Source organism: Mesorhizobium sp. ES1-6 (genome assembly GCF_020164775.1).
GTDB lineage: Bacteria > Pseudomonadota > Alphaproteobacteria > Rhizobiales > Rhizobiaceae > Mesorhizobium.
Genome location: NZ_JAIUGU010000005.1, coordinates 183,251 through 208,181, shown reverse-complemented (window position 1 = coordinate 208,181; position 24,931 = coordinate 183,251). Strand labels below are relative to the sequence as shown.

Genomic DNA, 24,931 nt, shown 5'->3' with positions numbered 1-24,931 from the left:
TGTCAGGGTTCGGCCAGCTAAACGCCGAACCCCGGGGTCCCATGGCAATTCTGGCAGCCGTCTACCACCTGACCCACTACAAATATGACCGGCCGGTGGTGCTTGGCCCCCAGATCATCAGGCTGCAGCCGGCGCCGCATTCGCGTACCAAGGTGTTGAGCCATTCGCTCAAGGTCGAGCCGGCGAACCATTTCGTCAATCTCCAGCAGGACCCCTACGGTAATTTCCTCGCCCGGTTCGTCTTTCCCGAGCCGGTGACGGAGCTGAAGATCGAGATCGACCTCGTCGCCGACATGACGGTCTACAATCCGTTCGATTTCTTCGTCGAACCGTCAGCTGAGGCGTTCCCGTTCGATTATCCCGAGGACATCAGGGACGATCTCGCCATCTACCGGACACCGGAGCCGGCGGGTCCGCTTCTCCAGGCTTTCCTGGAAACCGTCGATCGTAGCGCGCCCAATACGGTCAACTTCCTCGTCGACCTCAATGCGCGGCTGCAACGCGAGATCGCCTATATCGTGCGCATGGAGACCGGCGTCTTCTCACCGGAGGAAACGCTGGCGGCGGCCAAGGGCTCGTGCCGGGATTCGAGCTGGCTTTTGGTGCAGATCCTGCGCAATCTCGGCATCGCCGCGCGCTTCGTCTCCGGCTATCTGATCCAGCTCAAGCCCGACCTCATCGCGCTCGACGGGCCGGCCGGCACAGCGGTCGATTTCACCGACCTGCACGCCTGGTGCGAGGTCTATCTTCCCGGCGCCGGCTGGATCGGCTTCGACCCGACCTCCGGCCTGCTTACCGGCGAGAGCCATGTGCCGCTGGCAGCCACGCCGCATTTCCGCAATGCGGCACCGATTTCCGGCATGGCGAGCTTCGCCAATGTCGAGTTCGGCTTCGAGATGCGGGTCGATCGCATCGCCGAACATCCGCGCATCACCAAGCCGTTCTCGGACGAAAGCTGGCAGGCGCTGGATGCGCTCGGCAACAAGGTCGATGCGGCACTCGAGGCCGGGGATGTGCGATTGACCATGGGCGGCGAGCCGACCTTCGTCTCGATCGACGATTTCGAATCCGCCGAGTGGAACACCGCCGCCGTCGGCCCGACCAAGCGCGAAAAGGCCGACGCGCTGATCAGAAAACTGCGCGAACGTTTCGCGCCGGGCGGCTTCCTGCACTACGGCCAAGGCAAATGGTATCCAGGCGAGAGCCTGCCGCGCTGGACTTTTTCGCTCTACTGGCGCGCCGACGGCCAGCCGGTGTGGAGCGACCCGTCGCTGATCGCGCGGGAGAAAAGCGCGGCCGATATCGGGCCGAAGCAGGCCGAAAGCCTGCTGACGGCGATCGCCGGCGAGCTCGGCATCGACAAATCCATGGTCAGCGAAGCCTATGAGGATCCAGCCGAATGGCTGCTCAAGGAGGGGAAGCTCCCGGACAATGTCGATCCGTCGAATTCGAAGCTCGAAGACCCGGAAGAACGCAGCCGCATGGCGAAGGTGTTCGAGCGCGGGCTGACCAAGCCGTCCGGCTACGTCCTGCCGGTGCAGCGCTGGAACAGCCAGGCGTCCGATCCGCGCTGGCGCTCGGAAAAATGGAAGACGCGGCGCGGCCGGCTGTTCCTGGTGCCGGGCGATTCACCGGTCGGCTACCGTCTGCCGCTCGGCACGCTACCCCACGTGCCCCCGGCGCAGTTTCCTTACATCGTGCCGGTAGACCCGTCGCTGCCGCGCGGTGCGCTGCCGGCGCGAGAAGCGATCCTGCCCTCCGCTGCCCCGGCGGAACTGGAAGGCGCCGACGAAATGGCGCGGCGCCAGCAGGCGGCCTCGTTCACGGCGGCGACCGGCCAGCAGGACCGGGTCGAGCAGGAGATCACCGAGATCGGCGGCGCGGTGCGTACCGCGCTTTCGGTCGAGCCGCGCGACGGGCGGCTGTGCGTGTTCATGCCGCCGGTCGAGGCGCTGGAAGACTATCTCGAACTGGTTGCCGCGGCCGAGAACGCGGCAAAGGCGATTGGACTTCCCGTGCATATAGAAGGCTACGGTCCGCCGCACGATCCGCGCCTCAACGTCATCCGCGTGGCGCCCGATCCCGGCGTCATCGAGGTCAACATCCATCCGGCTTCCAACTGGCAGGATTGCGTGGCGACCACCACGGCGATCTACGACGAAGCGCGGCAGACGCGGCTCGGCGCCGACAAGTTCATGATCGACGGCCGCCATACCGGCACCGGCGGCGGCAACCATGTCGTGGTCGGCGGCGCCACGCCCAATGACAGCCCGTTCCTGCGCCGGCCCGATCTGTTGAAGAGCCTGGTGCTGCAATGGCAGCGGCATCCCTCGCTCTCCTATCTGTTCTCCGGCCTGTTCATCGGCCCGACCAGCCAGGCGCCGCGCTTCGACGAGGCACGCCACGATTCGCTCTACGAGCTCGAGATCGCGATGGCGCAGGTGCCACATCCGAACCAGGGCGCGGCGCCCTTGCCGTGGCTGGTCGACCGGTTGTTCCGCAACCTTTTGACCGATGTCACCGGCAATACGCACCGCTCGGAAATCTGCATCGACAAGCTGTTTTCCCCGGATGGTCCGACTGGCCGGCTTGGCCTTGTCGAATTCCGCGGATTTGAGATGCCGCCCAATGCGCGCATGTCCCTGGCGCAGCAGCTTCTGGTCCGCGCCATCATCGCCCGTGCGTGGAAGAACCCGCTCGACGGGCGCTTCGTGCGCTGGGGCACCTCGCTGCATGACCGCTTCATGCTGCCGCACCATGTCTGGGCCGATTTCCTCGACGTGCTCGACGACCTCAAGCTCAACGGCTTCGAGTTCAGGCCCGAATGGTTCGACGCCCAACTCGAATTCCGTTTTCCCTTCTGTGGCGAAGTCCAGCATGCCGGCGTCAAACTGGAGCTCAGGCAAGCGCTGGAGCCTTGGCATGTGATGGGCGAGCAGGGGGCGATCGGCGGCACGGTGCGTTTCGTCGATTCCTCGGTCGAACGGCTGCAGGTCAAGACCGAAGGCCTCAATCCAGAGCGCCATGCGATCGTCTGCAATGGCCGCATCGTGCCGATGAAGGTAACGGACAACAGGGAGATCGCTGTGGCCGGCGTGCGCTTCAAGGCCTGGCAGCCGGCGTCGGGCCTGCATCCGGCACTCCCGGTCAACACGCCGCTGGTGTTCGACATCTATGACCGCTGGTCCGGCCGGGCGGTCGGTGGCTGCGTCTACCATGTCGCGCATCCCGGCGGGCGCAACTACGAGACGTTCCCGGTCAACGGCAACGAGGCGGAGGCACGGCGGCTCGCCCGCTTCGAGGCGCGCGGCCACACGCCATCGGGCTATTTGTTGCGCGAGGAACAGCCGGCGGAAGATTTTCCGATGACGCTTGACCTCAGGCGTCCACCAAGACTGTGATCTGACATGGCAAAGGGGAATCACAAAAGGGTACGCGGCAAGCCGCAGGCCCGTAGCCTGCTGGAGCACTACCAGCCGATCGACGGCGTCGTCGACGAGATGGTCGACGCGTCAGGCAATCCCCGTCCGGCCTGGAAGCATTTTGTCGAGGCACTGGACGAACTCGGAGCCGAAAAGCTTGGCCAGCGCTTCGCCCGAGCCGACCAGTATCTGCGCGATGCCGGTGTCTACTACCGCGTTTATGACAAGGCGGGCGCCAACGAGCGCGAATGGCCGCTGGCGCATATTCCCCTGCTCATCGAGGACAGCGAGTGGCAGGCGATCAGCGCCGGCCTCGTGCAGCGCGCCGACCTGTTCGAGGAAATCGTCGCCGATATCCATGGGCCGAACCGGCTGATCGAAAAAGGCATCCTGCCGGCAGGACTGATCGCGGCGAGCCCTGAATATTTGCGGCCGGTGGTCGGCACCAGGCCGGCCGGGGGGCATTTCCTGCACTTCTGCGCCTTCGAGCTCGGCCGAGGCCCGGACGGCCGCTGGTGGGTGCTGGGCGACCGCACCCAAGCGCCTTCGGGCGCCGGCTTCGCGCTGGAGAACCGCGTCGCCACGACGCGCGCTTTGTCCGACATCTATGGCGAAATGCACGTGCACCGGCTTGCCGGCTTCTTCCGCCGCTTCCGCGACGCGCTGATCGGCATGGCCAAGGAGAGCGACGGCCGCGTCGCCATCCTGACGCCGGGACCGCTCAACGAAACCTATTACGAGCACGCCTATATCGCCCGCTACCTTGGCATCATGCTGCTCGAAGGCGAGGATCTGACCGTTTCCGGCGGCAGGCTGATGGTGCGCACCGTGTCGGGCCTGATGCCGATCAGCGTGCTGTGGCGGCGGCTCGATGCCGCCTTCGCCGATCCGCTCGAATTGCGGCCGGATTCGCAGATCGGCACGCCGGGCCTGGTCGAGGCGATCCGGCAAGGCACGGTGTCCACCGTCAACGCGCTGGGATCGGGCCTGATGGAGACCCGTGCGCTGCTTGCCTTCCTGCCCAAGATCGCGCGCGAATTGTGGGGCGAGGAGCTGCTTTTGCCCAGCGTGGCGACATGGTGGTGCGGGCAGGAGACGGAACGCGCTCATGTGCTCGCCAACATCGACCGCATGGTGGTCGGCCCGGCGCTGTCGACAAGGCTGGCCTTCGAGGATGACGGACAGACGAAGCTCGGCGCGGCGCTGTCGGTGGGGGAGCGGGCGGATCTGGTGGCGCGCATCGAACGCGATGGCGAGGCCTTCGTCGGCCAGGAAGCGGTGACGCTGTCGACGACGCCGGTCTATGTCGGCGGCTGGCTGGAACCGCGGCCGGCGAGCCTGCGCGTCTATCTGGCGCGCACGCCCGAAGGATGGACGGTGATGCCGGGCGGGTTTGCTCGCGTCGGCCTGTCGCTCGACCCGACGGCGATCGCCATGCAGCGTGGCGGCCAGGCGGCCGATGTCTGGGTGGTGAGCGACAGGCCGGTGGAGCGCGAGACGCTGCTGCCGCGGGAGAGCGACAGCTTCAACCGTACCAGGCCCGGCAGCCTGCCTAGCCGCGCGGCGGAAAACCTGACCTGGCTCGGCCGCTACATCGAACGCTCGGAAGATACGGTGCGCATCCTGCGCGCCTATCACGTGCGGCTCGCCGAAACCTCCGACCCGGACATGCCGCTGCTGGCCGATATCAGGGACTATCTCGAACCGTTCGGCATCGATGTCGAAACGGCGATCCCGCCAGGGCTGATCGGCACGCTCGACAGCGCCGTTTACAGCGCTGGCCAGATCCGCGACCGGTTTTCACCGGACGGATGGCTGGCGCTAAAGGATTTGTCGAAGACCATCCATCAGTTCGCCACCACCGTGGCGCCGGGCGACGACGCGACGCGGGCCATGACCGTCATCCTGCGCAAGCTCGCCGGGTTTTCCGGCCTTTTGCACGAGAATATGTACCGCTTCGCCGGCTGGCGCTTCCTCGAGATCGGCCGGCGGCTGGAGCGCGGCATCCAGATCGCCTGCACGCTCGCCAGGCTGACCAGCCGCGAGGCGCCGGACGGGGCGCTGGATATGATGCTGGAGATCGGCGACAGCGTCATGACCCATCGCCGGCAATATCCGGTGCAGGCGGGCCGACGCACGGTGATCGATCTCCTGGCGCTCGATCCGCTCAATCCTCGCTCCATCCTGTTCCAGTTGGAACGGCTGAGGGCCGAGATCGGGCTGTTGCCGTCCGTCGGCGGCGAAGGACACATGTCGGCGGCGGCGAAGGAAATTCTGCAGCTCAACACCGCCATCGCCATCAAGGAACCGGCCGACATGACGGCGAAGGCGCTGAACGAACTCGCCAGCGAGATCGGCGGCCTCTACAACAGCCTCGCCAAAGCCTATTTCGGGTAAAAAGCGATGGCCATGCTGTACGACATCCGGCTTCTGCTCCATTACGACTACGCCGCCGCCGCCGGCGGCGGCCGGCATCAGGTGCGGGTTCTGCCGCCGACCATCGGTGGCGTTCAGCGGGTCATCGCCGCTTCGCTCTCCTTCGAGCCGGCGCCCAATGAACGATCCGACTTCACGGATTTTTTCGGCAACAACGTGACCTCGATCGCCTTTCGCGATGCCCATGACGCGCTCGACATCAGGATGAGCGCGCGCGTGGCGGTGTCGCGGCCCGAGCCTGGGCTCGACGTGTCGCCCGATATCGGCCGGCTCAGGCGGGAACTGGCCGCCGTTCGATCGCTGGCGCCTGCCTCGCCGCACCATTTCCTGACCGCCAGCAGCCATGCGGGCATCGATGCGGCGATCACGGCATTCGCCCAAGACAGCGTCGGGAACTCCGCCGCCGGGACGGCGATGAACCTATGCAACCGTATCCATCGCGATTTCACCTATGATGGTGAAGCGACCACGGTGCGGACCCGGGCCAGCGATGCCTTCCGGCTGAAGCGGGGCGTCTGCCAGGACTTCTCCCACATCATGATCGCCGGCTTGCGTGGGCTCGGCATACCGGCCGGCTATGTCAGCGGCTTCCTGCGCACCATTCCGCCCAAGGGCAAACCCCGGCTGGAAGGCGCGGATGCCATGCATGCCTGGGTCAAGGTCTGGTGCGGGCGTGACGCCGGCTGGCAGGAGTTCGATCCGACCAACGGCATGCGCGCTTCCAACGACCATATCACCGTCGGTTACGGGCGCGACTATTCGGATGTCGCGCCCATCGTCGGTGTGCTGAAGACGACCGGCGGCCAAGTCGGCGAGCAGGGTGTCGACGTCATCCCGGTGGTGCTCGAAAAGGCGTAAAACAGGGGCGCGGCGACTTGCCCCGCGCCGCGAAAGCCCGCAAAGGGATGGAGTCGACTTCTCAAACATCGATACGGCCATTAGTCTGTATTCGTTTGAGGGAGAATAGTCTTAAGCTGTTGGGTACAGGTACGGGGTCTGTCATTGAAAACGATCAGCGTCGTCATACCCGCCCACAATGCGGCGGCAACGATCGCTAAAACCCTGGCGTCACTCGGCGGAGAGGCCGGGCTTATCGGCGAGATACTGATGGTCGACGACCAATCGACCGATGGCACGGCCCATGCAGCACGGCAGGCCGCGGCGCAATCATCCCTGCCGCTGCGTGTGCTGCCGGCCAGTTGCCGCGACGCCGGCGGCGCCCGCAACCTTGCGCTCGATGAAGCGGTCCATCCGTGGGTCTACCTGATCGACGCCGACGACCTGCATCTCGAGGGCGGCCTGCGCTCCTTGCTGTCGCGGGCGGAAAGCCAGCCCAAGGCCGACATGATCGTCGGTGCCTTCCGGCGCAGGGTGAACGGCCAGGACCGGCAGATCAAGGTGCCAAACGGCTATACAGCGGCCTGCCTCGCCAATGCCTCGGCCTATGTGAAGGGGGATATACGCTCGGTGGCGGTGGGCAGCGTGCTGGCTTCCCGGCGTCTCATCGGCGAGACCCGCTTCCCGGTCGGGCTCGCCTTCGACGAGGACACGCTGTTCTGGGCGCGGCTGATGAGCAAGGCGTCGCTTGCCATGGTTCAGCGACCCGTCATGATCTACGAAGTCTCAGCGGAGCGCTCGGACGATCGCTTCACGCTCAACCCGGTGCGGCGCTTTCTGGACTGGCGCCGGGAGCTGCGTACGCTCACCGATTGCGGCATTCCGATTTCGGCACTGAAGGCCAGGGAGGGCCTCGTCGCACTCAAGATTGCCCGGGTTCACTATGCGCGCGGCGACCTGGATACCGCCGCGCGCTTCCTGGCGGTGGCCGAGGCCGCGCCGAAGCGGCGCTCGGAGGCCTGGCGCTGCCTGCGCTACAAGCTCAAGCTCAAGGTGCGGCGTAGGTTGTCGATTCCGCTGACGCAGATGCAGAGCGCGTTGTAGGCCTCCAGCCATGCCAGTTGCCGACGCCGCCAGGATCGCCTGGTTTTCAGTGGGCGTGTGGAACCAGCAGTCAGCCAGCAGCTTATCTACGCATATTTGCGTGGAGCTTACATGCTGCAGAGATCCAGATTGTCGCTCAGCCAGTCGGCCGACATAGACGGTTCGCCGAGGGCCGGGGCGCAAAGCTCGGCCGAGCACGCCGCGCTGACCTATGTCAGCGATGCCGAGCCCGGTATCCGCCGCCTGAAGGCTGGCAAGGGATTTGCCTACAAGGCGCCGGGCGGGAAAGCGGTCTCCGATGCCGACAAGGCGCGCATCGCGGCGATCGTCATTCCGCCGGCCTGGACCGATGTCTGGATTTCGACCGATCCCAATGGGCATATCCAGGCGACCGGGAGGGATCAGCGGGGACGCAAGCAGTATCGCTATCATCCGCAATGGGCCGAGGAGCGCGATGGCGCCAAATATTCGAGCCTCGTTGCTTTCGCCGAAAGCCTGCCGGAGCTTCGGCGCGGGATCGACAGCGACCTGCGCCGTCACGGCCTGCCGCTCGAACGCGTCGTCGCCGCGGTGGTCTGGCTGCTCGACAACACGATGATCCGCGTCGGCAATGCCGCCTATGCACGTGACAACAAGAGCTTCGGCCTGACGACATTGCGGGACCGGCATGTCGACATCAAGGGATCCAGCCTGCGCTTCGCCTTCAAGGGCAAGTCCGGCAAGGAATGGAGATTGAAGCTGGTCGACCGCCGCATCGCGGGAATCGTGCGCGGCGCGCAGGACCTGCCTGGCCAAAAACTTTTCCAATATCTCGACGAGGACGGCAACAGACGCCCTGTCCGTTCCGACGACGTCAACCGCTATATCCGCGAAGCGGTCGGCGATGCATTCAGTTCGAAGCATTTCCGCACATGGGGCGGCACCATCCATGCCGCGTCGCTGTTCGCGCAGACGGAACTGCCAGAAAGCCAGGCTCAGCAAAAGCGGGTGATGAACAGCGTCATCGACAAGGTGGCGGAGCGGCTGGGCAATACGCGCGCGGTCTGCCGCAAGTGCTATATCCATCCGCAGGTCTTCGAGGCCTGGAGCGAAGGACGGCTGCTTGCCGAAATGGCGCAGGCCAACAGGCGCAAGCGCTCCATCGACGGCCTCGATGAAGAAGAGGCGCTGGTTCTGCGGTGGCTGAAGACGCGCGAGAGCTGACAGGCGGCAAGCGGCCTGAGCCAAATCCGCGACCCCTGATTTTTTTATCGACGCCGTGTCGGGATCGGTCCTACTGTTTCGTCCTTTGATAGAGAAAGGACCCGATATGCTCTACGCCATCCTGTGCTACGCTTCCGAAGACGTCGTCAGCTCCTGGAGCAAGGCGCAGGACGACGACGTCATGGCCAAGCTCCTCAACGTCCAGGACAAATATGCCAAGGCCGGCCGGCTCGGCCCGGTGGCGCGGCTTCTGCCGACGACGGCGGCGACGACGCTGCGCAAGGTCAAGGGCGAATCCGTCGTCATCGACGGGCCGTTCGCCGAGACCAAGGAGCAATTCCTCGGTTTCTACACGCTCGAATGCGCCGATCTCGACGAAGCGGTCGAATTCGCCCGCGAACTCTCCGAGGTCAACCCGAGCGGCGGCTCCTATGAGATCAGGCCGGTGTCCGTCTTCAATCCCACCAAGGTGGCCGTATGACCGAGCTTGCCTGGATAAGCTCGGCCATCAGTGCCGCCCGCCCGCAGGCGATGGGCGCGCTGCTGCGCTATTTCCGCGACCTCGACACGGCGGAGGAAGCTTTCCAGGATGCCTGCCTCAGGGCGCTCAAGAACTGGCCGCAGAACGGGCCGCCGCGCGATCCGGCGGCCTGGCTGATCTTTGTCGGCCGCAACAGCGGCATCGACGCGGTGCGCAAGCGCGCCAAGCAGGCGCCGATGCCGGAGGAAGACCAGATTTCCGATCTGGAGGATGCCGAAAGCGACATTGCCGAGCGGCTGGACGGTGCGCATTACCGCGACGACATATTGCGGCTGCTGTTCATCTGCTGTCACCCTGATTTGCCGGCGACGCAGCAGATCGCGGTCGCGTTGCGCATCGTCTCAGGCCTCACCGTCAAGCAGATCGCACGCGCCTTCCTGGTCGGCGAGAGCGCCATGGAGCAGCGCATCACCCGCGCCAAGGCGCGCATTGCCGACGCCGGCGTGCCGTTCGAGACGCCTGATGCCGTCGAGCGCTCCGAACGGCTCGCGGCGGTCGCCGCCATGGTCTACCTGATCTTCAACGAGGGGTACTCCACCAACAGCGGCGAGGCGCCGGCCCGCGCGCCGCTCTGCGAGGAGGCGATCCGGCTGGCTCGGCTGCTGCTGAGGCTGTTCCAGACCGAGCCGGAGATCATGGGGCTGACGGCATTGCTTCTGCTGCAGCACGCGCGCGCGCCGGCCCGTTTCGACGGCGACGGCGAGATCGTGCTGCTCGAGGACCAGGACCGGAGCCTGTGGAGCCGCAAAATGATCGACGAAGGACTGGCGCTGGTCGACAAGGCCCTGCGCCATCGCAAGCCCGGCCCTTACCAGGTGCAGGCGGCGATCGCGGCCCTGCATGCGCGGGCCGAGAAGGCCGAGGACACGGACTGGGTGGAGATTGACCTACTCTACGGCCTGCTCGAACAGATGCAGCCGTCGCCGGTCATCACGCTCAACCGTGCGGTCGCGGTCGCCAAGGTGCGCGGACCGGAAGCGGCCCTGGCGATGATAGAACCGCTAGAGCAGAGGCTTTCCGGCTATTTCCACTTCTTCGGCCTCAAGGGCGGGCTGTTGATGCAACTCGACCGGGGCGAGGAGGCGCGCATCGCCTTCGACCGCGCCATCGCGCTTGCCAACACGGCGGCCGAAGCAGCCCATATCCGCATGCATATCGACCGTCTGATCAAGGACGGCGCCGTGCGCGCGCCGGCGAAGAAGGCAAACTGAAAGCCTCTACCGTTCTGCTCAAGCTCGTCTGGCTCAATCGTGCGATCCCGGCTTGGACCATGCCGGGGTGGCGATTTTCCCTTGAAACAGGTAATGGCACGCCATCACAGCCCCTTCCGGCCGCGACGGCACCGGTAAGGCATGGCGCAAGGCGTCGACCCAGCCATACGAGCGGCGGGATCTGAAAGGAACAAAATGACGATAGCGAAGGAAACGGCCGAGCTTCTGGCGAAACTGGGCGTGGCCAAGGACGCGCTTGCCGGCGGCGACCTGATCGTGCGCAGCCCGGTGACGGGTGAACAGATCGCGGCGCTGAAGACGATCACGCCGGCCGACGCGGCCAAGACCATCGACGAGGCGCACAAGGCGTTCCAGTCCTGGCGGCTGGTGCCGGGTCCCAAGCGCGGCGAACTGGTGCGGCTGCTCGGCGAGGAACTGCGCGCGCACAAGGCCGAGCTGGGCCGGCTGGTGTCGATCGAGGTCGGCAAGATCCCGTCCGAGGGGCTCGGCGAAGTACAGGAGATGATCGACATCTGCGATTTCGCCGTTGGTCTTTCCCGGCAATTGTATGGTCTCACCATCGCCACCGAGCGTCCTGGCCACCGCATGATGGAAACCTGGCATCCGCTGGGCGTCGTCGGCGTCATCTCCGCCTTCAACTTCCCGGTCGCCGTGTGGTCGTGGAACGCGGCACTTGCGCTGGTCTGCGGCGATGCGGTGGTCTGGAAGCCGTCGGAGAAAACACCGCTGACGGCTCTTGCCTGCGAAGCGATCTTCAAGCGTGCCGTCAAGCGCTTCGGCGCGGACGCTCCGCAAGGCCTGGCGCCCGTGCTGATTGGCGACCGTGCGGTCGGCGAGATCCTGGTCGACCATCCGAAGGTGCCGCTGGTTTCGGCCACCGGCTCGACCCGCATGGGCCGGGATGTCGGGCCGCGCCTGGCCAAGCGCTTCGCCCGCGCCGTGCTGGAACTCGGCGGTAACAATGCCGGCATCGTCTGCCCGACGGCCGATCTCGACATGGCGCTGCGCGCTATCGCTTTCGGCGCCATGGGCACCGCCGGCCAGCGTTGCACGACGCTGCGTCGCCTGTTCGTTCATGACAGCGTCTACGACGCCTTGGTGCCGCGCCTGAAAAAGGCCTATCAGAGCGTTTCGGTCGGCAATCCGCTGGAGACCTCGTCGCTGGTCGGGCCACTGATCGACAAGGCTGCCTTCGATGCCATGCAGAAGGCGCTGAGCGAAGCGGTTTCACATGGCGGCAAGGTGACCGGCGGCACGCGGGCCGAGAACGGCCATCCCGATGCCTATTATGTCCATCCAGCACTGGTCGAAATGCCCAAACAAGTCGCACCGGTGACGGAAGAGACCTTCGCCCCTATCCTCTATGTGATGAAGTATTCCGATTTCGACGCCGTGCTCGACGAGCACAATGCGGTCGGCGCCGGCCTGTCGTCGTCGATCTTCACCCGCGACCTGCAGGAATCCGAGCGCTTCCTCGGCGTCGATGGTTCGGATTGCGGTATTGCCAACGTCAACATCGGCACGTCGGGGGCCGAGATCGGCGGTGCCTTTGGCGGCGAGAAGGAAACCGGCGGCGGCCGCGAAAGCGGTTCGGACGCGTGGAAGGCCTATATGCGCCGCGCCACCAACACGGTGAACTATTCCAAGGCGCTGCCGCTTGCCCAAGGCGTCTCGTTCGACATCGAATGAGAACGCCGAGAGGTACCCGCAGTCAGTGTCGATCAAGCTCGGGGGGGCATAAATCGACAAAGGCGGAGGGCGTGCACGCGGCTGTAACGCTGGACAGCTTCTGACGCTTGTCCAGCGTCGGATTTTCGTAGCGCTTTTTCATGGTGCGGTTGCTCTCCGATCATCCGCGCCGCATCGGGCTGCGATTGGAGTGCTACCGGGCGCGACGGATTCGTGCATCCCCGCATGGGGCGCTCAACTGCCTGTCCTGCGCAGCGCTGCTCAAGCGCCCCGTTGCGATGGCGGAAAACAGGTCTTGAAGGCGGTGTCGACGACGGCCAGCTTGGCCGCCTGGACGGTCATGTATTCCTCGTAAAATCGGTGTGACACCCACATCACCGAGTGGCCGCGCTGGCCAAGCCAGCCAATGCTGCCGAGTTCCTCCGCCGTGCGCAGTTTGCGGCCGAGATGGGTCCGCGAGAGCTTGAGCCATTTGGCGAAGTCGCCGATCGAAACCACGCCGGTCGGAATTCGCTCCAACCCGGCATGGTCCGGGTCGATGCCCGACATCAGCCAGTCCATGACGATGCCGCCATTGTTGAGCCAGATGAACAGCGAAAAGGTCTGGTTGGGTTCGCGCACTGGTTTTGACGCCAGCAGTCCGTCGGCCACCAGGGGCTGCAGCGTGGCGAGCATTTCGGGCCGCTCGAGAAACCTGGCCAGCCGATCGCCGCCGTCGATGTGGTCGAGCGTGCGCAGATGGGCTGTCACCCAGCCGGTGAATCGCTCAATGGTGGCCGCCGTCGGCTGCAAGGGATGCGTTCGGCCGTCCCCGCCGGCCACATACTCGGCGATGTTGTAGTGCAGCATCTCCTTGATGAAGGCGTCCGCCGTGTTGCGGCTGGCCACAGCGTTCTTGTGCACGACCTCGATGAAACGCGATACGGTCAGTTCCTTGCGGCGGTCGTTGGGGTCGCGCCTGAAGTGCATGGCAAGGCCGACATGACCCAGCAGCCAACGCTGCTGCGTGGCAAAGATGGAAGCCAACCGGGGGCTCTCCTCGTAGATACGGATCAGGGACTGCGACTGTTCCTGAACGTAGCGGTGCAAGGCTGGGTGGCCGGCTATGTCTTCCAGATTCAGCGCTGATCTCCCGATACTTGACCAAACTCGGATGGCGAGTTTGCGTTCCCCATTTTTCAGTCTTCAACATTTGTGTCCAGACGTACTTCGGTTCAATAGGGCGTTATTCTCCCGGCCGCGGGCTGTGCGACCACAAGCGTGGTGTCGCGGCGCGCCAGCCCCTGCACCAGCGGCCGAATCGGTCGACATAGATGTAGATGATCGGCGTCGTGTAGAGGGTCAGAATCTGGCTGAGGATCAGGCCGCCGACGATGGCGATGCCCAGTGGCTGGCGCAGTTCGGCGCCTTCGCCAAGGCCGATCGCCAGCGGCACGGCGCCGAACAGTGCCGCCATGGTCGTCATCATGATCGGTCGGAAGCGCAGCAGGCACGCCTGGTAGATGGCCTCATGCGCCGGCTTGCCGTCGTTGCGCTCGGCGGCCAGCGCGAAGTCGATCATCATGATGGCGTTCTTCTTGACGATGCCGATCAGGAGGATGATGCCGATCAGCGCCATGATCGAGAACTCGATGTTGAACAGGGTCAGCGCCAGCAAGGCGCCGACGCCGGCCGAGGGCAAGGTCGAGAGAATAGTCAGCGGATGCGCGTAGCTTTCGTAGAGGATGCCGAGCACGACATAGACGGCAATCAGCGCGGCGAGGATCAGCAGCGGCTGATCGGAGAGCGAATCCTGGAAGACGCGCGCCGTGCCCTGGAAACTGCCGTGGATGCTGGCCGGCATGCCGATGCGGTCGGCGGCCGCATTGATCGCCGCCACGCCTTCGCTGAGCGCCACTCCGGGTGCTAGGTTGAAGGACAGTGTGGTGGCGACGAACAGGCCCTGGTGGTTGACCGACAGCGGCGTGCTGCCTGGTCCGTAATGCGCGACGGCCGACAGCGGCACCATGGTCTCGGCTCCGGTGCTGACAGCTGAACCGGTCGAAGCCGCGGCCCTGCCGGTGCTGGTGATGGAATTGTTGGCCTGGTTGCGCGCGGCGTCGGCGGCGATCGACTGGGCGTTGGTGGACTTGCCGGGTGCGACGAAGGTGCCGGCAACCGCGTTGCTCGACTGCGATCCGCCGACCGATCCGCCGGACGTGCTGACATAGACTTTTTTCAGCGCGTCCGGGGTCTGCCAGTATTGCGGCGCCACCTCCATGATGACGTGGTACTGGTTGCGCTGGACATAGATGGTGGACACCTGGCGCTGGCCGAACGCGTCGTAGAGCGTGTTGTCGATCTCGCTTGCCGATATGCCGAGGCGCGTTGCCGTATCGCGATCGATGGTGACGTCGGCCTCCAGACCCTTGTTCTGCTGGTCGCTGTTGACGTCGGTGAGCTTGGGTTCGGTCTGCAATGCCGCCGCGAGTTTCGGCGCCCACTCCGCCAGTTCGTCGAAGCTGTCGCCCTGCAGGGTGTACTGGTATTGCGCGTTCGACTGGCGGCCACCGACGCGTATATCCTGCACCGCCTGCAGGAAAAGCGTGGCGCCCGGCACCACTGCCAGTTCGGGCCGCAGCCTGGCGATGACCTGGTCGGCGGAGATATTGCGCTCGGCCAGCGGCTTTAGCGAGACGAACATGTAGCCGGAATTGGTCTGGCCGCCGCCGGTGACGCCGACCGCGGTATCGACTGCCGGGTCCTTGCTGACGATGCCGGCGAACTGGGTGAGCTTCCGCGACATCGACTGGAAGGAGGTTGCCTGGTCGGCCTGGATCGAGCCCGTCAGCCTTCCCGTATCCTGCTGCGGGAAGAAGCCCTTCGGGATGGTGGCATAGAGGTAGCCATTGAGACAGAGCGTTGCGGCCAGAACCGCCATGACCAGCAGCGGATTGTCGAGTGCCCAGGACAGCGACCGGCGATAGAAGCCCAGCATGACCTCGAAGATACGCTCGCTGAAGCGGTAGAGCCGGCCGTGTTCGCGTTCACCCTCGGGGCGCAGCAGGATCGAGCACATCATCGGCGTGGTGGTCAGCGATATGGCGAGCGAGACCAGGATCGCCGCCGACAGGGTGACCGCGAATTCGCGAAACAGCCGGCCGACGATGCCGCCCATGAGCAGGATCGGGATGAAGACGGCGATCAGCGACAGGCTCATCGACAGCACGGTGAAGCCGACCTCCTGGGAGCCCTTGATCGCCGCTTCCATGCGGCCCATGCCGGCAGCGGTGTGGCGGGCGATGTTTTCGAGCACGACGATGGCGTCGTCGACGACGAAGCCGGTTGCCACCGTCATTGCCATCAGCGACAGATTGTCGATGCTGAAGCCGAGCAGATACATGGCGCCCAGCGTGCCCACCAGCGACACCGGCACGGCCACGATCGGCACCAGCGCCGAGCGCACGTCGCGCAGGAAGGCGAAGACGACGAGGATCACCAGGCCGATGGCGATCATCAACGTCCGCGCGACCTCGCTCAGCGAAGCGCGGATCGTGGTCGAGCGGTCGAGCGCCACCGACAGGTCGATGGCCGGCGAGATCGAGGCCCGCAGCGTTGGCAGCAGTGCCTTCACCCGGTCCACGGTCTCGATGATGTTGGCGTTGGGCGAGCGGTTGAGGATGATCAGCACGCCTGGCTTGCCGTTGGCAAGACCGGCATTGCGGATGTTCTCGACGGAATCGTTGACCTGGCCGACATCGGAAAGCCTTACCGGTGCGCCTTTGCGGTAGGCGACGATCAGGGAGCGATAGGCGTCGGCCTTGTTGGCCTGGTCGTTGGCGTAGATCTGATAACGCTGGTCGCCGACGTCGATCGCGCCCTTCGGACTATGGGCGTTGGCCGAGGCGAGAGCGGCGCGCACGTCCTCCAGCCCGATGCCGTAGTCGTAGAGCACCTGCGGGTTGAGCTCGACGCGCACCGCCGGCAGCGAACTGCCGCCCACCGACACTTCGCCGACACCGTCGATCTGCGAGAGTTTCTGCGCCAGAATGGTGCTGGCGGCATCGAAGAGCTGGCCCTTGGACAGCGTGTCCGACGTCATCGACAGGACGAGGATCGGCGCGTCGGCGGGATTGACCTTGCGATAAGTCGGGTTGGAGCGCAGGCTGGACGGCAGATCCGCGCGGGCGGCGTTGATCGCTGCCTGGACGTCACGCGCGGCACCGTCAATGTCGCGGTCCAATCCGAACTGCAAGGTGATGCGCGCGCTGCCGACGCTGCTCGACGAGGTCATCTCGTTGACATCGGCGATCTCGCCGAGATGCCGCTCGAGCGGGCTGGCGACGGTGTTGGCCACCACTTGCGGGCTGGCGCCCGGCAGCGAGGCGGTCACCGAGATGACGGGGTAGTCGACCGCCGGCAGCGGCGCCACCGGCAATTGCGGGTAAGCCACCAGTCCCGCCGCCAGCAGGCCGAAGGTCAGTAAGGTCGTCGCCACCGGCCGCCGGATGAAGGGAACCGACAGGTTCATGGCGAGGCGTCCGCGCCGTGAGGGCGAGGCAGGTTGGGCTCGATGCCTCGCATGCGGGCGGCAATGCGGTCGAACCAGAGATAGATCACCGGCGTGGTGAACAGGGTCAGCAACTGGCTGAGCAGCAGGCCGCCGACGATGGAGACGCCGAGGGGGTGACGCAGTTCCGAGCCGACGCCGGTGCCCAGCATCAAAGGCAGCGCGCCGAGCATCGCCGCCAAGGTCGTCATCAGGATCGGGCGGAAGCGCAGCAGGCAGGCCTCGTAGATGGCCTCGCGGGGCGCCTTGCCCTCGTTGCGCTGCGCGTCGAGCGCGAAGTCGATCATCATGATGGCGTTCTTCTTGACCACGCCGATCAACAGGATGATGCCGATGATCGAGATGATGGTCAGGTCCTGGCCGGCGATCATCAGTGCCAGCAGCGCACCGATGCCGGCCGAAGGCAGTGTCGATAGGATGGTGATCGGGTGGATGAAGCTCTCATAGAGCACGCCGAGCACGATGTAGACCGTCACCACAGCGGCCAGGATCAGGAACAGCGTGTTGTCGAGCGAGGCCTGGAAGGCGCGCGCCGCACCCTGGAAACTGGTGATGATGCTCAGCGGCATGCCGATGTCGGCCTGCGCCTTCTCGATCGCAGTGACCGCCTCGCCGAGCGACGCCCCGGGGGCCAGGTTGAACGAGACGGTGGTGGCGGGGAATTGCCCCATATGGGTGATCTGCAGCGGCGAGGTGGCGATATGGGTGGTTGCCACCACCGACAGCGGCACCGGCGCGCCGCCGGTCGACGAGGGCAGATAGACGGAGGACAGCGCCTTGAGCGAATCCTGTGCGGACGGGGCAGCTTCGAGAATGACGCGGTGCTGGCTCGACGTGGTGTAGATGGTCGAGACCATGCGCTGGCCGAAAGCATCGTAGAGCGCGTTGTCGACGGTTGCCGGCGTGATGCCGAAGCGCGCGGCCTGGTCGCGGTCGATGTCGACGAAGACGGCAAGGCCGCTGTTCGACAGGTCGCTGGCGACATCGGCGAGCTGCGGCAGCGTGTTCAGCCTGGCGAGCAGCTTCGGCGTCCATTCCCCCAGCTCATCGGCATTGGCATCCTGGAGCACGAACTGGTACTGGGTGCGGCTGATCTGGCCGTCGATGGTGAGGTCCTGGACCGGCTGCAGGTAAAGCGTGACGCCGGCCACGGCGCCGGCTTCCTGCTTCAGGCGTTCGATGACATCGGTAATGCCGGCAGTGCGCTCCTCGTGCGGCTTGAGGTTGATCAGGATGCGGCCGACATTGAGCGTGGTGTTGGTGCCGTCGACACCGATGAAGGACGACAGTGAGTCGACATCAGGGTCCTTCAGGATGATGGCGGCCAGCTGCTGCTGGCGGTCGGCCATCGCGGCGAAGGATATCGATTGCGGTGCTTCCGTGATGGCCTGGATGACGCCGGTGTCCTGCACCGGGAAGAAGCCCTTGGGGATGACCGCGTAAAGGACAGCGGTCAGTACCAGCGTCGCCGCCGCGACCAGAAGCATCAGCGTCTGGCGGTCGAGCACCCAGGTCAGCGCCCGGCCATAGCCGCGGATCACCCAGTCGAAGAATTCGCGGCTGGCACGTTGCAGGGCGTTCTCGCGCACCGCCACCATCGGTTTGAGCAGCCCGGCGCAGGCCATCGGCACCAGAGTCAGCGACACCACGGCGGAGATCAGGATGGTGGTGGCGAGCGTGATGGAGAATTCACGGAACAGCCGGCCGACGACATCGCCCATGAATAGAAGCGGGATCAGCACGGCGATCAGCGAAACGGTCAGCGAGATGATGGTGAAGCCGATCTGCTGCGAACCCTTCAGGGCCGCCTGCAACGGCATCGCGCCTTCCTCGACATAGCGGGCGACGTTCTCGATGACGACGATTGCGTCGTCGACGACGAAGCCGGTGGCGATGGTCAGCGCCATCAGCGACAGATTGTCGAGGCTGAAACCGAACAGGTACATCACGCCCAGCGTGCCGACCAGCGACAGCGGCACCGAAAGGCTGGGGATGAGGGTGGCGCGAGCGCTGCGCAGGAAGACGAAGATGACCAGCACGACCAGCATGATGGCAAGCGTCAGCTCATACTCGACGTCGCGCACCGAGGCGCGGATGGTCGTGGTGCGGTCGGTCAGCACCTTCACGTCGACGGCGTTCGGCAGCGAGGACTGAAGCTGCGGCAGCAGCGCCTTGATACGGTCCACCACCTCGATGACGTTGGCGCCGGGCTGGCGCTGGATGTTGAGGATGATGGCCGGCGTGCCGTTCATCCAGGCGGCGAGCCGGTTGTTCTCGGTGGCGTCGACCACATCGGCGACATCGCTCAGCCGCACCGGGGCGCCGTTCTTGTAGGCGACGATCAGCGAACGGTACTCGTCGGCGCTCTTCAACTGGTCGTTGGCGTTGATCGTGTAGGCGCGCGAGGGTCCGTCGAAATTGCCCTTGGGCGTGTTGACGTTGGCGCTGCCCAAAGTGGTGCGCAGGTCATCGAGGTTGAGGCCGTAGGCGGCGAGCTTGCGCGGGTCGGGCTGGACGCGCACGGCCGGCCGCTGGCCGCCCGACAGGCTGACGAGGCCGACGCCCGGCAATTGCGATATCTTCTGCGCCAGCCTGGTGTCGGCAAGCTGCTGCACGTCGCGCAGCGGCATGGTGGCCGAGGTCAGGCCGAGCGTCAGCACCGGCGCGTCGGCTGGATTGACCTTGGCATAGATCGGCGGCGCCGGCAGGTCGGCCGGCAAGAGATTGCCGGCGGCGTTGATGGCGGCCTGCACCTCCTGCTCGGCGACGTCGAGCGAGATCGCCAGGCTGAACTGCAACGTGATGACCGAGGAGCCGGCCGAACTCACCGAGTTCATCTGGTTGAGGTTGGCGATCTGGCCGAGTTGGACCTCCAGCGGCGCGGTGACCGACGAGGTCATCACATCGGGGCTGGCGCCGGGATAGAAGGTCTGCACCTGGATGGTCGGATAGTCGACTTCGGGCAGGGCCGAGACCGGCAGATAGCGGTAGGCCAGCATGCCCGAAAGCATGATCGCGACCATGAACAGCGACGTCGCCACCGGCCGCAGGATAAAGGCGCGCGATGGGCTCATTGCTGCTGCCCGGACTCCGGCTGTCCTGCTTGTGCATGGCGATGCTTGTGGCCCTGATGCTTGCGTGCCGTGCCGTCCGGCGCTTGTGCGTCAGTCGTCTGCCCATCGGTCGTCTCCCCATTTGGCGTCTGCCCGTCCGATGAGGCGGATGCCGGTAGGGCCTGGGCGGGTGTCTGTTCCGGTTCAGGAGCCTGGCTAGTAGTAGGGTTTGGCGCTGTCGCCGGGGCCGGCGCCTGGCCGTCCTGCTGGAGGTTGACATGGGCGCCATCGCGCAGCTTGTCGGCGCCGTCGACGACGACGCGGTCGCCGGGGTTCAGGCCGGCGAGGATCTCCACGTGCTCGCCATTGGTGACGCCAAGCGTGACCTTGCGCACGGCCACCGTGCTGTCGGGGTTGACCAGATAGACGAAGGTGCCGGGCAGGCCGCGCTGGATCGCGGCGATCGGCGCGATCGCCACGTCCTTATGCTCATCGACGAGCAGCGCGATATTGACGAACTGGTTGGGATAGAGGAGGTGCTGCTCATTGCCGAAGCCCGCCCGTAGCTTGATGGTGCCGGTGCTCGGGTCGATCTGACTGTCGAAGGTCTCGAGCTGGCCGTCGGCAAGCTTCTTGGCGCCCGCGCGGTCGAAGGCCGTGGTGGGCAGAGTGGCGCCTTGCTGCATGCGTTGCGCGATCGCCGGCAATTCATCCTCGGGCACGGTGAACAGCACGCTGATCGGCTGCACCTGCGTGATGATGACGATGCCGTTCGCATCGCTTGGGGTGACATAGTTGCCCTCGTCGACCTGACGCAGGCCGGCCCGTCCGTCGACCGGAGCCAGAATGCGGCAGTCATCGAGATTGAGGGTGGCGGTCTGTATCATCGCCTGGTCGACCTGGACGGAGCCCTGGTCTTGGGCGACAAGGGCGACCTGCGCGTCGAGAGTCTGGGGTGTCGCGGTGCCCTGGGCCACCAGTTTCTGGTCGCGAACGAGGTCGAGCTGGGCATCTTTCAACATGGCCTGGTCGCGTACCAACTGGCCCTGGGCCTGGGCGAGTGCCGCCTGGAAGGGGCGGGGATCGATCTGGGCCAACAGGTCACCCTTCTTGACGTCCTGGCCCTCCTTGAAATTGACCTGCACAAGCGGGCCGGTGACCTGCGACTTGACGGTGACGGTGGAGAGGGAGGTAACCGTGCCGAGGGCATTGAGGGTGACGTCTATCGTACCCTTTTCGATGGGGGCGGCACCGATCGTCGCCGGCTGCGCGCCGCGCCTGCCGCCGGGCTGCCTGGCCTGGACATGCGGACGCTGATAGAGGTAGGCGCCAGTGGCGGCGACAATGGCAATGAAGATCAGCCAGGGAATCCAGCCACGCGAACGGCGTGGCGTGACGGTCGTCTGCAGGGGCATTTCCAGTTGCTGGTCCATGGCGGCATCTTTCACCCCCATCAACCAATATGGCCGAAACCCGGCCAAGTCGAATTAACTGTTGGACAGGTTGGGCCCCCGGCCAGCGGCCGGTTCAGGCCGGCCCAACGGAGGTCATGTCGCCTTCATTCAGCGGCCTGAACCCGATTGGCCGCGATGATCGCGCGAATCTCGGACCGGCAGGAGCCGCAATTGGTGCCTGCCTTCAGCGTGGCGCCGATGGCTTCGACGCTGGTGCAGCCGGCCGCCGCGGCAGCGGTGATCTGGTTCACCCCGACATTAAAACAGGAACAGACGGTCGCGCCGGCATCGGGCCGTTCGGCACCGGCACGGCCGGCGACGATCCTGAAGCGCTGACGCTGGCTGGCATGGACCTCGGCGAGTTGCTCGGCCGCCCAGCCGCGTGACACCGCGACCGGACCGGGCGCGACGAACAAGGCGCCCGCCAGATGCTCGCCTTCGAAGGCGGCAATGCGGTGCTGGCCGGCGTCGCTGTCGTGATAGGCGAGAATTTCGGCATCCGCGGCATCGAAGAGCGAGTTCGCCAAGGCTGTCCAGTCGACATCGTCAAGGGCAAAGGCAAGCTCGACCCGCCAGCCGCCCCGACATCTGGCTACCGCCCAATAGTCGGCGGCCATCGTCGCGGGCCTTTTGCGTGTCACGGCAAAGCCGAAGGCCCCAGCGGTGAATTTCTCGATGCGGGCCGCGACGTGTTTCAGGGCCGGCTGGCCCGACACCGGGTCTGTGAGCGATGCCGTGAGCGTGTCGAGCCGGCCCCTGGCGGCGAACTGGTCGGTCCAGTGCATCGGCGCGAACAGGCTGCCCTGCCGCTGGCGCGTGGTCACCAGCGCGCGGACCAGCACCTCGCCGCGCGCAGTGGAGACACGTGCGATGTCGGCGTCGCCGATGCCGTGGCGTTGCGCATCCTCGGGGTGGATCTCGACGAAGGGCTCGGCGATGTGCTGCGACAGGCGCGGGCTTTTGCCGGTGCGCGTCATGGTGTGCCAGTGGTCGCGGATGCGGCCGGTGTTGAGGACGAGTGGGAAGTCGGGGGTGGTGCGGGTGTCGACGGTCGGGCGCAGGGCGACGAAGCGGGCCTTGCGGTCGGGCGTGTAGAAGTTGCCGTTGGCGAAAAAGCGTGTGGGCTGGTGCCCGGTCGACGCGATTTCCTCTGGCCAAGGTCCAGTGTAAGCGCCTCCCTCGACGTGAAGTCGAGCTTGAGCGCCCCCCTCTGTCCTGCCGGACCGGGCCCTACGCTGTCGCTCCGGGCGTTCGTCGTTCGGAAAGCCAAGCAATTGGCTTCCCGTCCGCTGCGCGGACCACTCCTCACCCCCCTCAAGGGGGGAGATTGGCGGCTTCAGCGCTGGCACTTTTTCTTCAACGGTGAAAATTGGCGAAGGCCGAGATGACAGCCGATCTCCCCCCTGGAGGGGGAGATGGCCGGCAGGCCAGAGGGGGGCGCCTCGGGCCGGGGCTGGCCATTGGAACGGCGCAAGGCTTTCATAGGCGTCCGCATCGACGGCGCCATACGCACCAATATCGAAATCCCGATCGCCGTCATTCTCGAACCCCGACAGCGCGGCGTGCTCGGCAAAAATCTCGGCTGGCGTCGCATGCGCGAACGCCTCGCCAAAGCCCATGCGGCGCGCCACCTCGGCAAGGATCCACCAGTCAGGCCGCGCCTCGCCAGGTGTCGGCAAAAACGCGCGCTGGCGGGAGATGCGGCGCTCGGAATTGGTGACGGTGCCGTCCTTCTCGCCCCAGGCCGTCGCCGGCAGCCGGACATGGGCATGGCGGACCGTATCGGTATTTGCCAGCACGTCCGACACCACGACGAAGGGACAGGCCTTGATCGCCGCTTCGACGGCATCGGCGTCCGGCATCGAATCGACCGGGTTGGTGGCCATGATCCACAGCGCCTTTATGCGTCCATCGGCCACCGCCTCGAACATGTCGACGGCTTTCAGCCCAGGCCGTCGCGCAATCGTCGCCGCGTTCCAGAAACGCTCGACCCGCTCGCGATGCCTAGGGTTTTCGATCTCCATATGGGCGGCGAGCATATTGGCCATGCCACCGACCTCGCGGCCGCCCATGGCATTGGGCTGGCCGGTCACCGAGAACGGTCCGGCGCCCGGTTTTCCGATACGGCCGGTGGCGAGATGGCAGTTGATGATGGCGTTGACCTTGTCGGTGCCGGACGACGACTGGTTGACGCCCTGGCTGTAGACGGTCACGGTTTGCGCGGTCGCGGCAAACAGGCTGTAGAAGCGGACAAGCTCGTCTTCACTCAGGCCCGTGGCCGCGGCAACGCCTGCAAGATCGAGCGCCGAGGCGGCGAACAGCGCCTGTCCAAAGCCGGTGGTGTGCGCCGTGATATAGGCACGGTCGAGCGCGTTGTGCTGGCCGAGCCAGGCAAGCAGGCCGGTGAAGAGGGCAACATCGCCATCCGGCGCGATCGCCAGGTGCATGTCGGCTATATCAGATGTCATGGTGCGGCGCGGGTCGACCAGCACCACCTTCATCTCGGGGCGCTTTTCCCGGGCAGCGGCGATGCGCTGGTAGAGCACGGGGTGGCACCAGGCGAGGTTGGAACCGACCAGCACGATCAGGTCGGCCAGTTCGAGATCCTCATAGGTCCCCGGCACCGTGTCGGAGCCGAACGCGCGGCGGTGGCCGGCAACCGACGAGGCCATGCAGAGCCGCGAATTGGTGTCGATGTTGGCCGAGCCGATGAAACCCTTCATCAGCTTGTTGGCGAGGTAGTAATCCTCGGTCAGCAATTGGCCGGAGACATAGAAAGCAACCGCTTCCGGCCCATGCTCGGCGATGGTTTGCGAGAAGGTCGAGGCGACGAGGTCGAGCGCCTCGTTCCAGCCGGCGCGGCGGTCGTGGATTTCAGGATGCAGCAGCCTGCCGTCGAGATCGACGGTCTCGGCCAATGCCGAACCCTTGGAGCAGAGTCGGCCGAAATTCGCCGGATGATCCGGGTCGCCACGGACGGACACCTGCCCGTCCGCGGCGATCTTGGCCAGCACGCCGCAGCCCACCCCGCAATAGGGGCAGGTGGTCCTCACCTCGCGCGTTTCAATGATTTCCATGTCAGGCCGCGCGGCTGGCCAGCGCTTCCAGCGCGAGGAACAGACGCTCGCCTTCCCGCTTCACCGGAATCGTGCGCACCACGCCCTCGTCGGCGCCGAGCGCCTTGCCCGTCTCCAGCGAGATCACCCAATTGTGCAAGGGACACGTCACCGCCGCGCCATGGACGATGCCCTGGCTCAACGGTCCGCCCTTGTGCGGACAATGGTCGTCAATGGCGAAGACCGCGTCGTCCGCCGTGCGGAAGACGGCGATCTTGCCTTGCGGGGTAGCGACACAGCGCGCGCCACGGCGCGGGATGTCGGAGAGGGTGCCGATGGAGATCCAATTCATGGG

The 24,931-nt window shown here is 65.5% G+C and carries 14 protein-coding genes; 8 read left to right on the top strand and 6 right to left on the bottom strand.

The window, feature by feature from the left end; all coding sequences use genetic code 11:
• The first annotated feature begins 41 nt into the window (after nt 1-41).
• The 8 genes from LB564_RS15535 (at nt 42) to LB564_RS15500 (ending at nt 12,464) form a co-directional block, all read left to right on the top strand.
• Nucleotides 42-3,401, top strand: coding sequence for a DUF2126 domain-containing protein (locus LB564_RS15535; RefSeq protein WP_224538982.1), 3,360 nt, complete (start codon nt 42-44; stop codon nt 3,399-3,401).
• A 6-nt stretch (nt 3,402-3,407) separates the two neighbouring features.
• Complete coding sequence (locus LB564_RS15530) at nt 3,408-5,819, top strand: circularly permuted type 2 ATP-grasp protein (RefSeq protein WP_140704564.1); 2,412 nt, start codon at nt 3,408-3,410, stop codon at nt 5,817-5,819.
• Between the two features lie 12 nt (nt 5,820-5,831).
• Entirely contained in the window at nt 5,832-6,716 is an 885-nt protein-coding gene (locus LB564_RS15525; protein WP_224538980.1) for a transglutaminase N-terminal domain-containing protein, read from the top strand.
• Nucleotides 6,717-6,860: 144 nt separating this feature from the next.
• Nucleotides 6,861-7,799, top strand: coding sequence for a glycosyltransferase family 2 protein (locus LB564_RS15520; protein WP_224538978.1), 939 nt, complete (start codon nt 6,861-6,863; stop codon nt 7,797-7,799).
• A 111-nt stretch (nt 7,800-7,910) separates the two neighbouring features.
• The gene (locus tag LB564_RS15515) at nt 7,911-9,002 is read left to right on the top strand and encodes a DNA topoisomerase IB (protein ID WP_224538976.1); all 1,092 of its coding nucleotides are present in this window, start codon (nt 7,911-7,913) and stop codon (nt 9,000-9,002) included.
• Between the two features lie 106 nt (nt 9,003-9,108).
• Nucleotides 9,109-9,483, top strand: coding sequence for a YciI family protein (locus LB564_RS15510; RefSeq protein WP_140704571.1), 375 nt, complete (start codon nt 9,109-9,111; stop codon nt 9,481-9,483).
• Nucleotides 9,480-10,754, top strand: a complete 1,275-nt coding sequence (locus tag LB564_RS15505; protein ID WP_224538974.1) for an RNA polymerase sigma factor — start codon at nt 9,480-9,482, stop codon at nt 10,752-10,754. Before LB564_RS15510 ends, LB564_RS15505 begins: the two co-directional genes overlap by 4 nt.
• 195 nt (nt 10,755-10,949) lie before the next feature.
• Entirely contained in the window at nt 10,950-12,464 is a 1,515-nt protein-coding gene (locus LB564_RS15500) for an aldehyde dehydrogenase family protein (RefSeq protein ID WP_224538972.1), read from the top strand.
• A 261-nt stretch (nt 12,465-12,725) separates the two neighbouring features.
• On the opposite strand, the gene LB564_RS15495 is transcribed toward LB564_RS15500, so the two are convergent.
• The 6 genes from LB564_RS15495 to nirD all read right to left on the bottom strand — a co-directional run bounded on the left by LB564_RS15495 (nt 12,726) and on the right by nirD (nt 24,928).
• Nucleotides 12,726-13,553 (bottom strand): hypothetical protein, encoded by an 828-nt coding sequence (locus LB564_RS15495; RefSeq protein WP_224538970.1) that lies wholly within the window; start codon nt 13,551-13,553, stop codon nt 12,726-12,728.
• Nucleotides 13,554-13,689: 136 nt separating this feature from the next.
• A complete protein-coding gene (locus tag LB564_RS15490; protein ID WP_224538967.1) occupies nt 13,690-16,974 on the bottom strand; it encodes an efflux RND transporter permease subunit in 3,285 nt (1,094 codons plus the stop codon).
• Nucleotides 16,971-20,087 (bottom strand): MdtB/MuxB family multidrug efflux RND transporter permease subunit, encoded by a 3,117-nt coding sequence (locus tag LB564_RS15485; RefSeq protein WP_224538965.1) that lies wholly within the window; start codon nt 20,085-20,087, stop codon nt 16,971-16,973. The genes LB564_RS15490 and LB564_RS15485 overlap by 4 nt, the downstream gene beginning before the upstream one ends.
• Nucleotides 20,084-21,499 (bottom strand): efflux RND transporter periplasmic adaptor subunit, encoded by a 1,416-nt coding sequence (locus LB564_RS15480; RefSeq protein WP_224538963.1) that lies wholly within the window; start codon nt 21,497-21,499, stop codon nt 20,084-20,086. The genes LB564_RS15485 and LB564_RS15480 overlap by 4 nt, the downstream gene beginning before the upstream one ends.
• Nucleotides 21,500-21,624: 125 nt before the next feature.
• The gene (locus LB564_RS15475) at nt 21,625-24,597 is read right to left on the bottom strand and encodes a nitrate reductase (protein WP_224538961.1); all 2,973 of its coding nucleotides are present in this window, start codon (nt 24,595-24,597) and stop codon (nt 21,625-21,627) included.
• A gap of 1 nt (nt 24,598) precedes the next feature.
• A complete protein-coding gene (gene nirD, locus LB564_RS15470) occupies nt 24,599-24,928 on the bottom strand; it encodes a nitrite reductase small subunit NirD (protein WP_224538959.1) in 330 nt (109 codons plus the stop codon).
• Nucleotides 24,929-24,931: the final 3 nt, after the last annotated feature.

Coding starts and splice junctions, on each gene's coding strand:
- LB564_RS15535 (WP_224538982.1), top strand. CDS start 42: ATGGCAATTCTGGCAGCCGTCTACCACCTGACCCACTACAAATATGAC.
- LB564_RS15530 (WP_140704564.1), top strand. CDS start 3,408: ATGGCAAAGGGGAATCACAAAAGGGTACGCGGCAAGCCGCAGGCCCGT.
- LB564_RS15510 (WP_140704571.1), top strand. CDS start 9,109: ATGCTCTACGCCATCCTGTGCTACGCTTCCGAAGACGTCGTCAGCTCC.
- LB564_RS15490 (WP_224538967.1), bottom strand. CDS start 16,974: ATGAACCTGTCGGTTCCCTTCATCCGGCGGCCGGTGGCGACGACCTTA.
- LB564_RS15475 (WP_224538961.1), bottom strand. CDS start 24,597: ATGGAAATCATTGAAACGCGCGAGGTGAGGACCACCTGCCCCTATTGC.
- LB564_RS15500 (WP_224538972.1), top strand. CDS start 10,950: ATGACGATAGCGAAGGAAACGGCCGAGCTTCTGGCGAAACTGGGCGTG.
- LB564_RS15485 (WP_224538965.1), bottom strand. CDS start 20,087: ATGAGCCCATCGCGCGCCTTTATCCTGCGGCCGGTGGCGACGTCGCTG.
- nirD (WP_224538959.1), bottom strand. CDS start 24,928: ATGAATTGGATCTCCATCGGCACCCTCTCCGACATCCCGCGCCGTGGC.
- LB564_RS15515 (WP_224538976.1), top strand. CDS start 7,911: ATGCTGCAGAGATCCAGATTGTCGCTCAGCCAGTCGGCCGACATAGAC.
- LB564_RS15505 (WP_224538974.1), top strand. CDS start 9,480: ATGACCGAGCTTGCCTGGATAAGCTCGGCCATCAGTGCCGCCCGCCCG.
- LB564_RS15525 (WP_224538980.1), top strand. CDS start 5,832: ATGCTGTACGACATCCGGCTTCTGCTCCATTACGACTACGCCGCCGCC.
- LB564_RS15480 (WP_224538963.1), bottom strand. CDS start 21,499: ATGGACCAGCAACTGGAAATGCCCCTGCAGACGACCGTCACGCCACGC.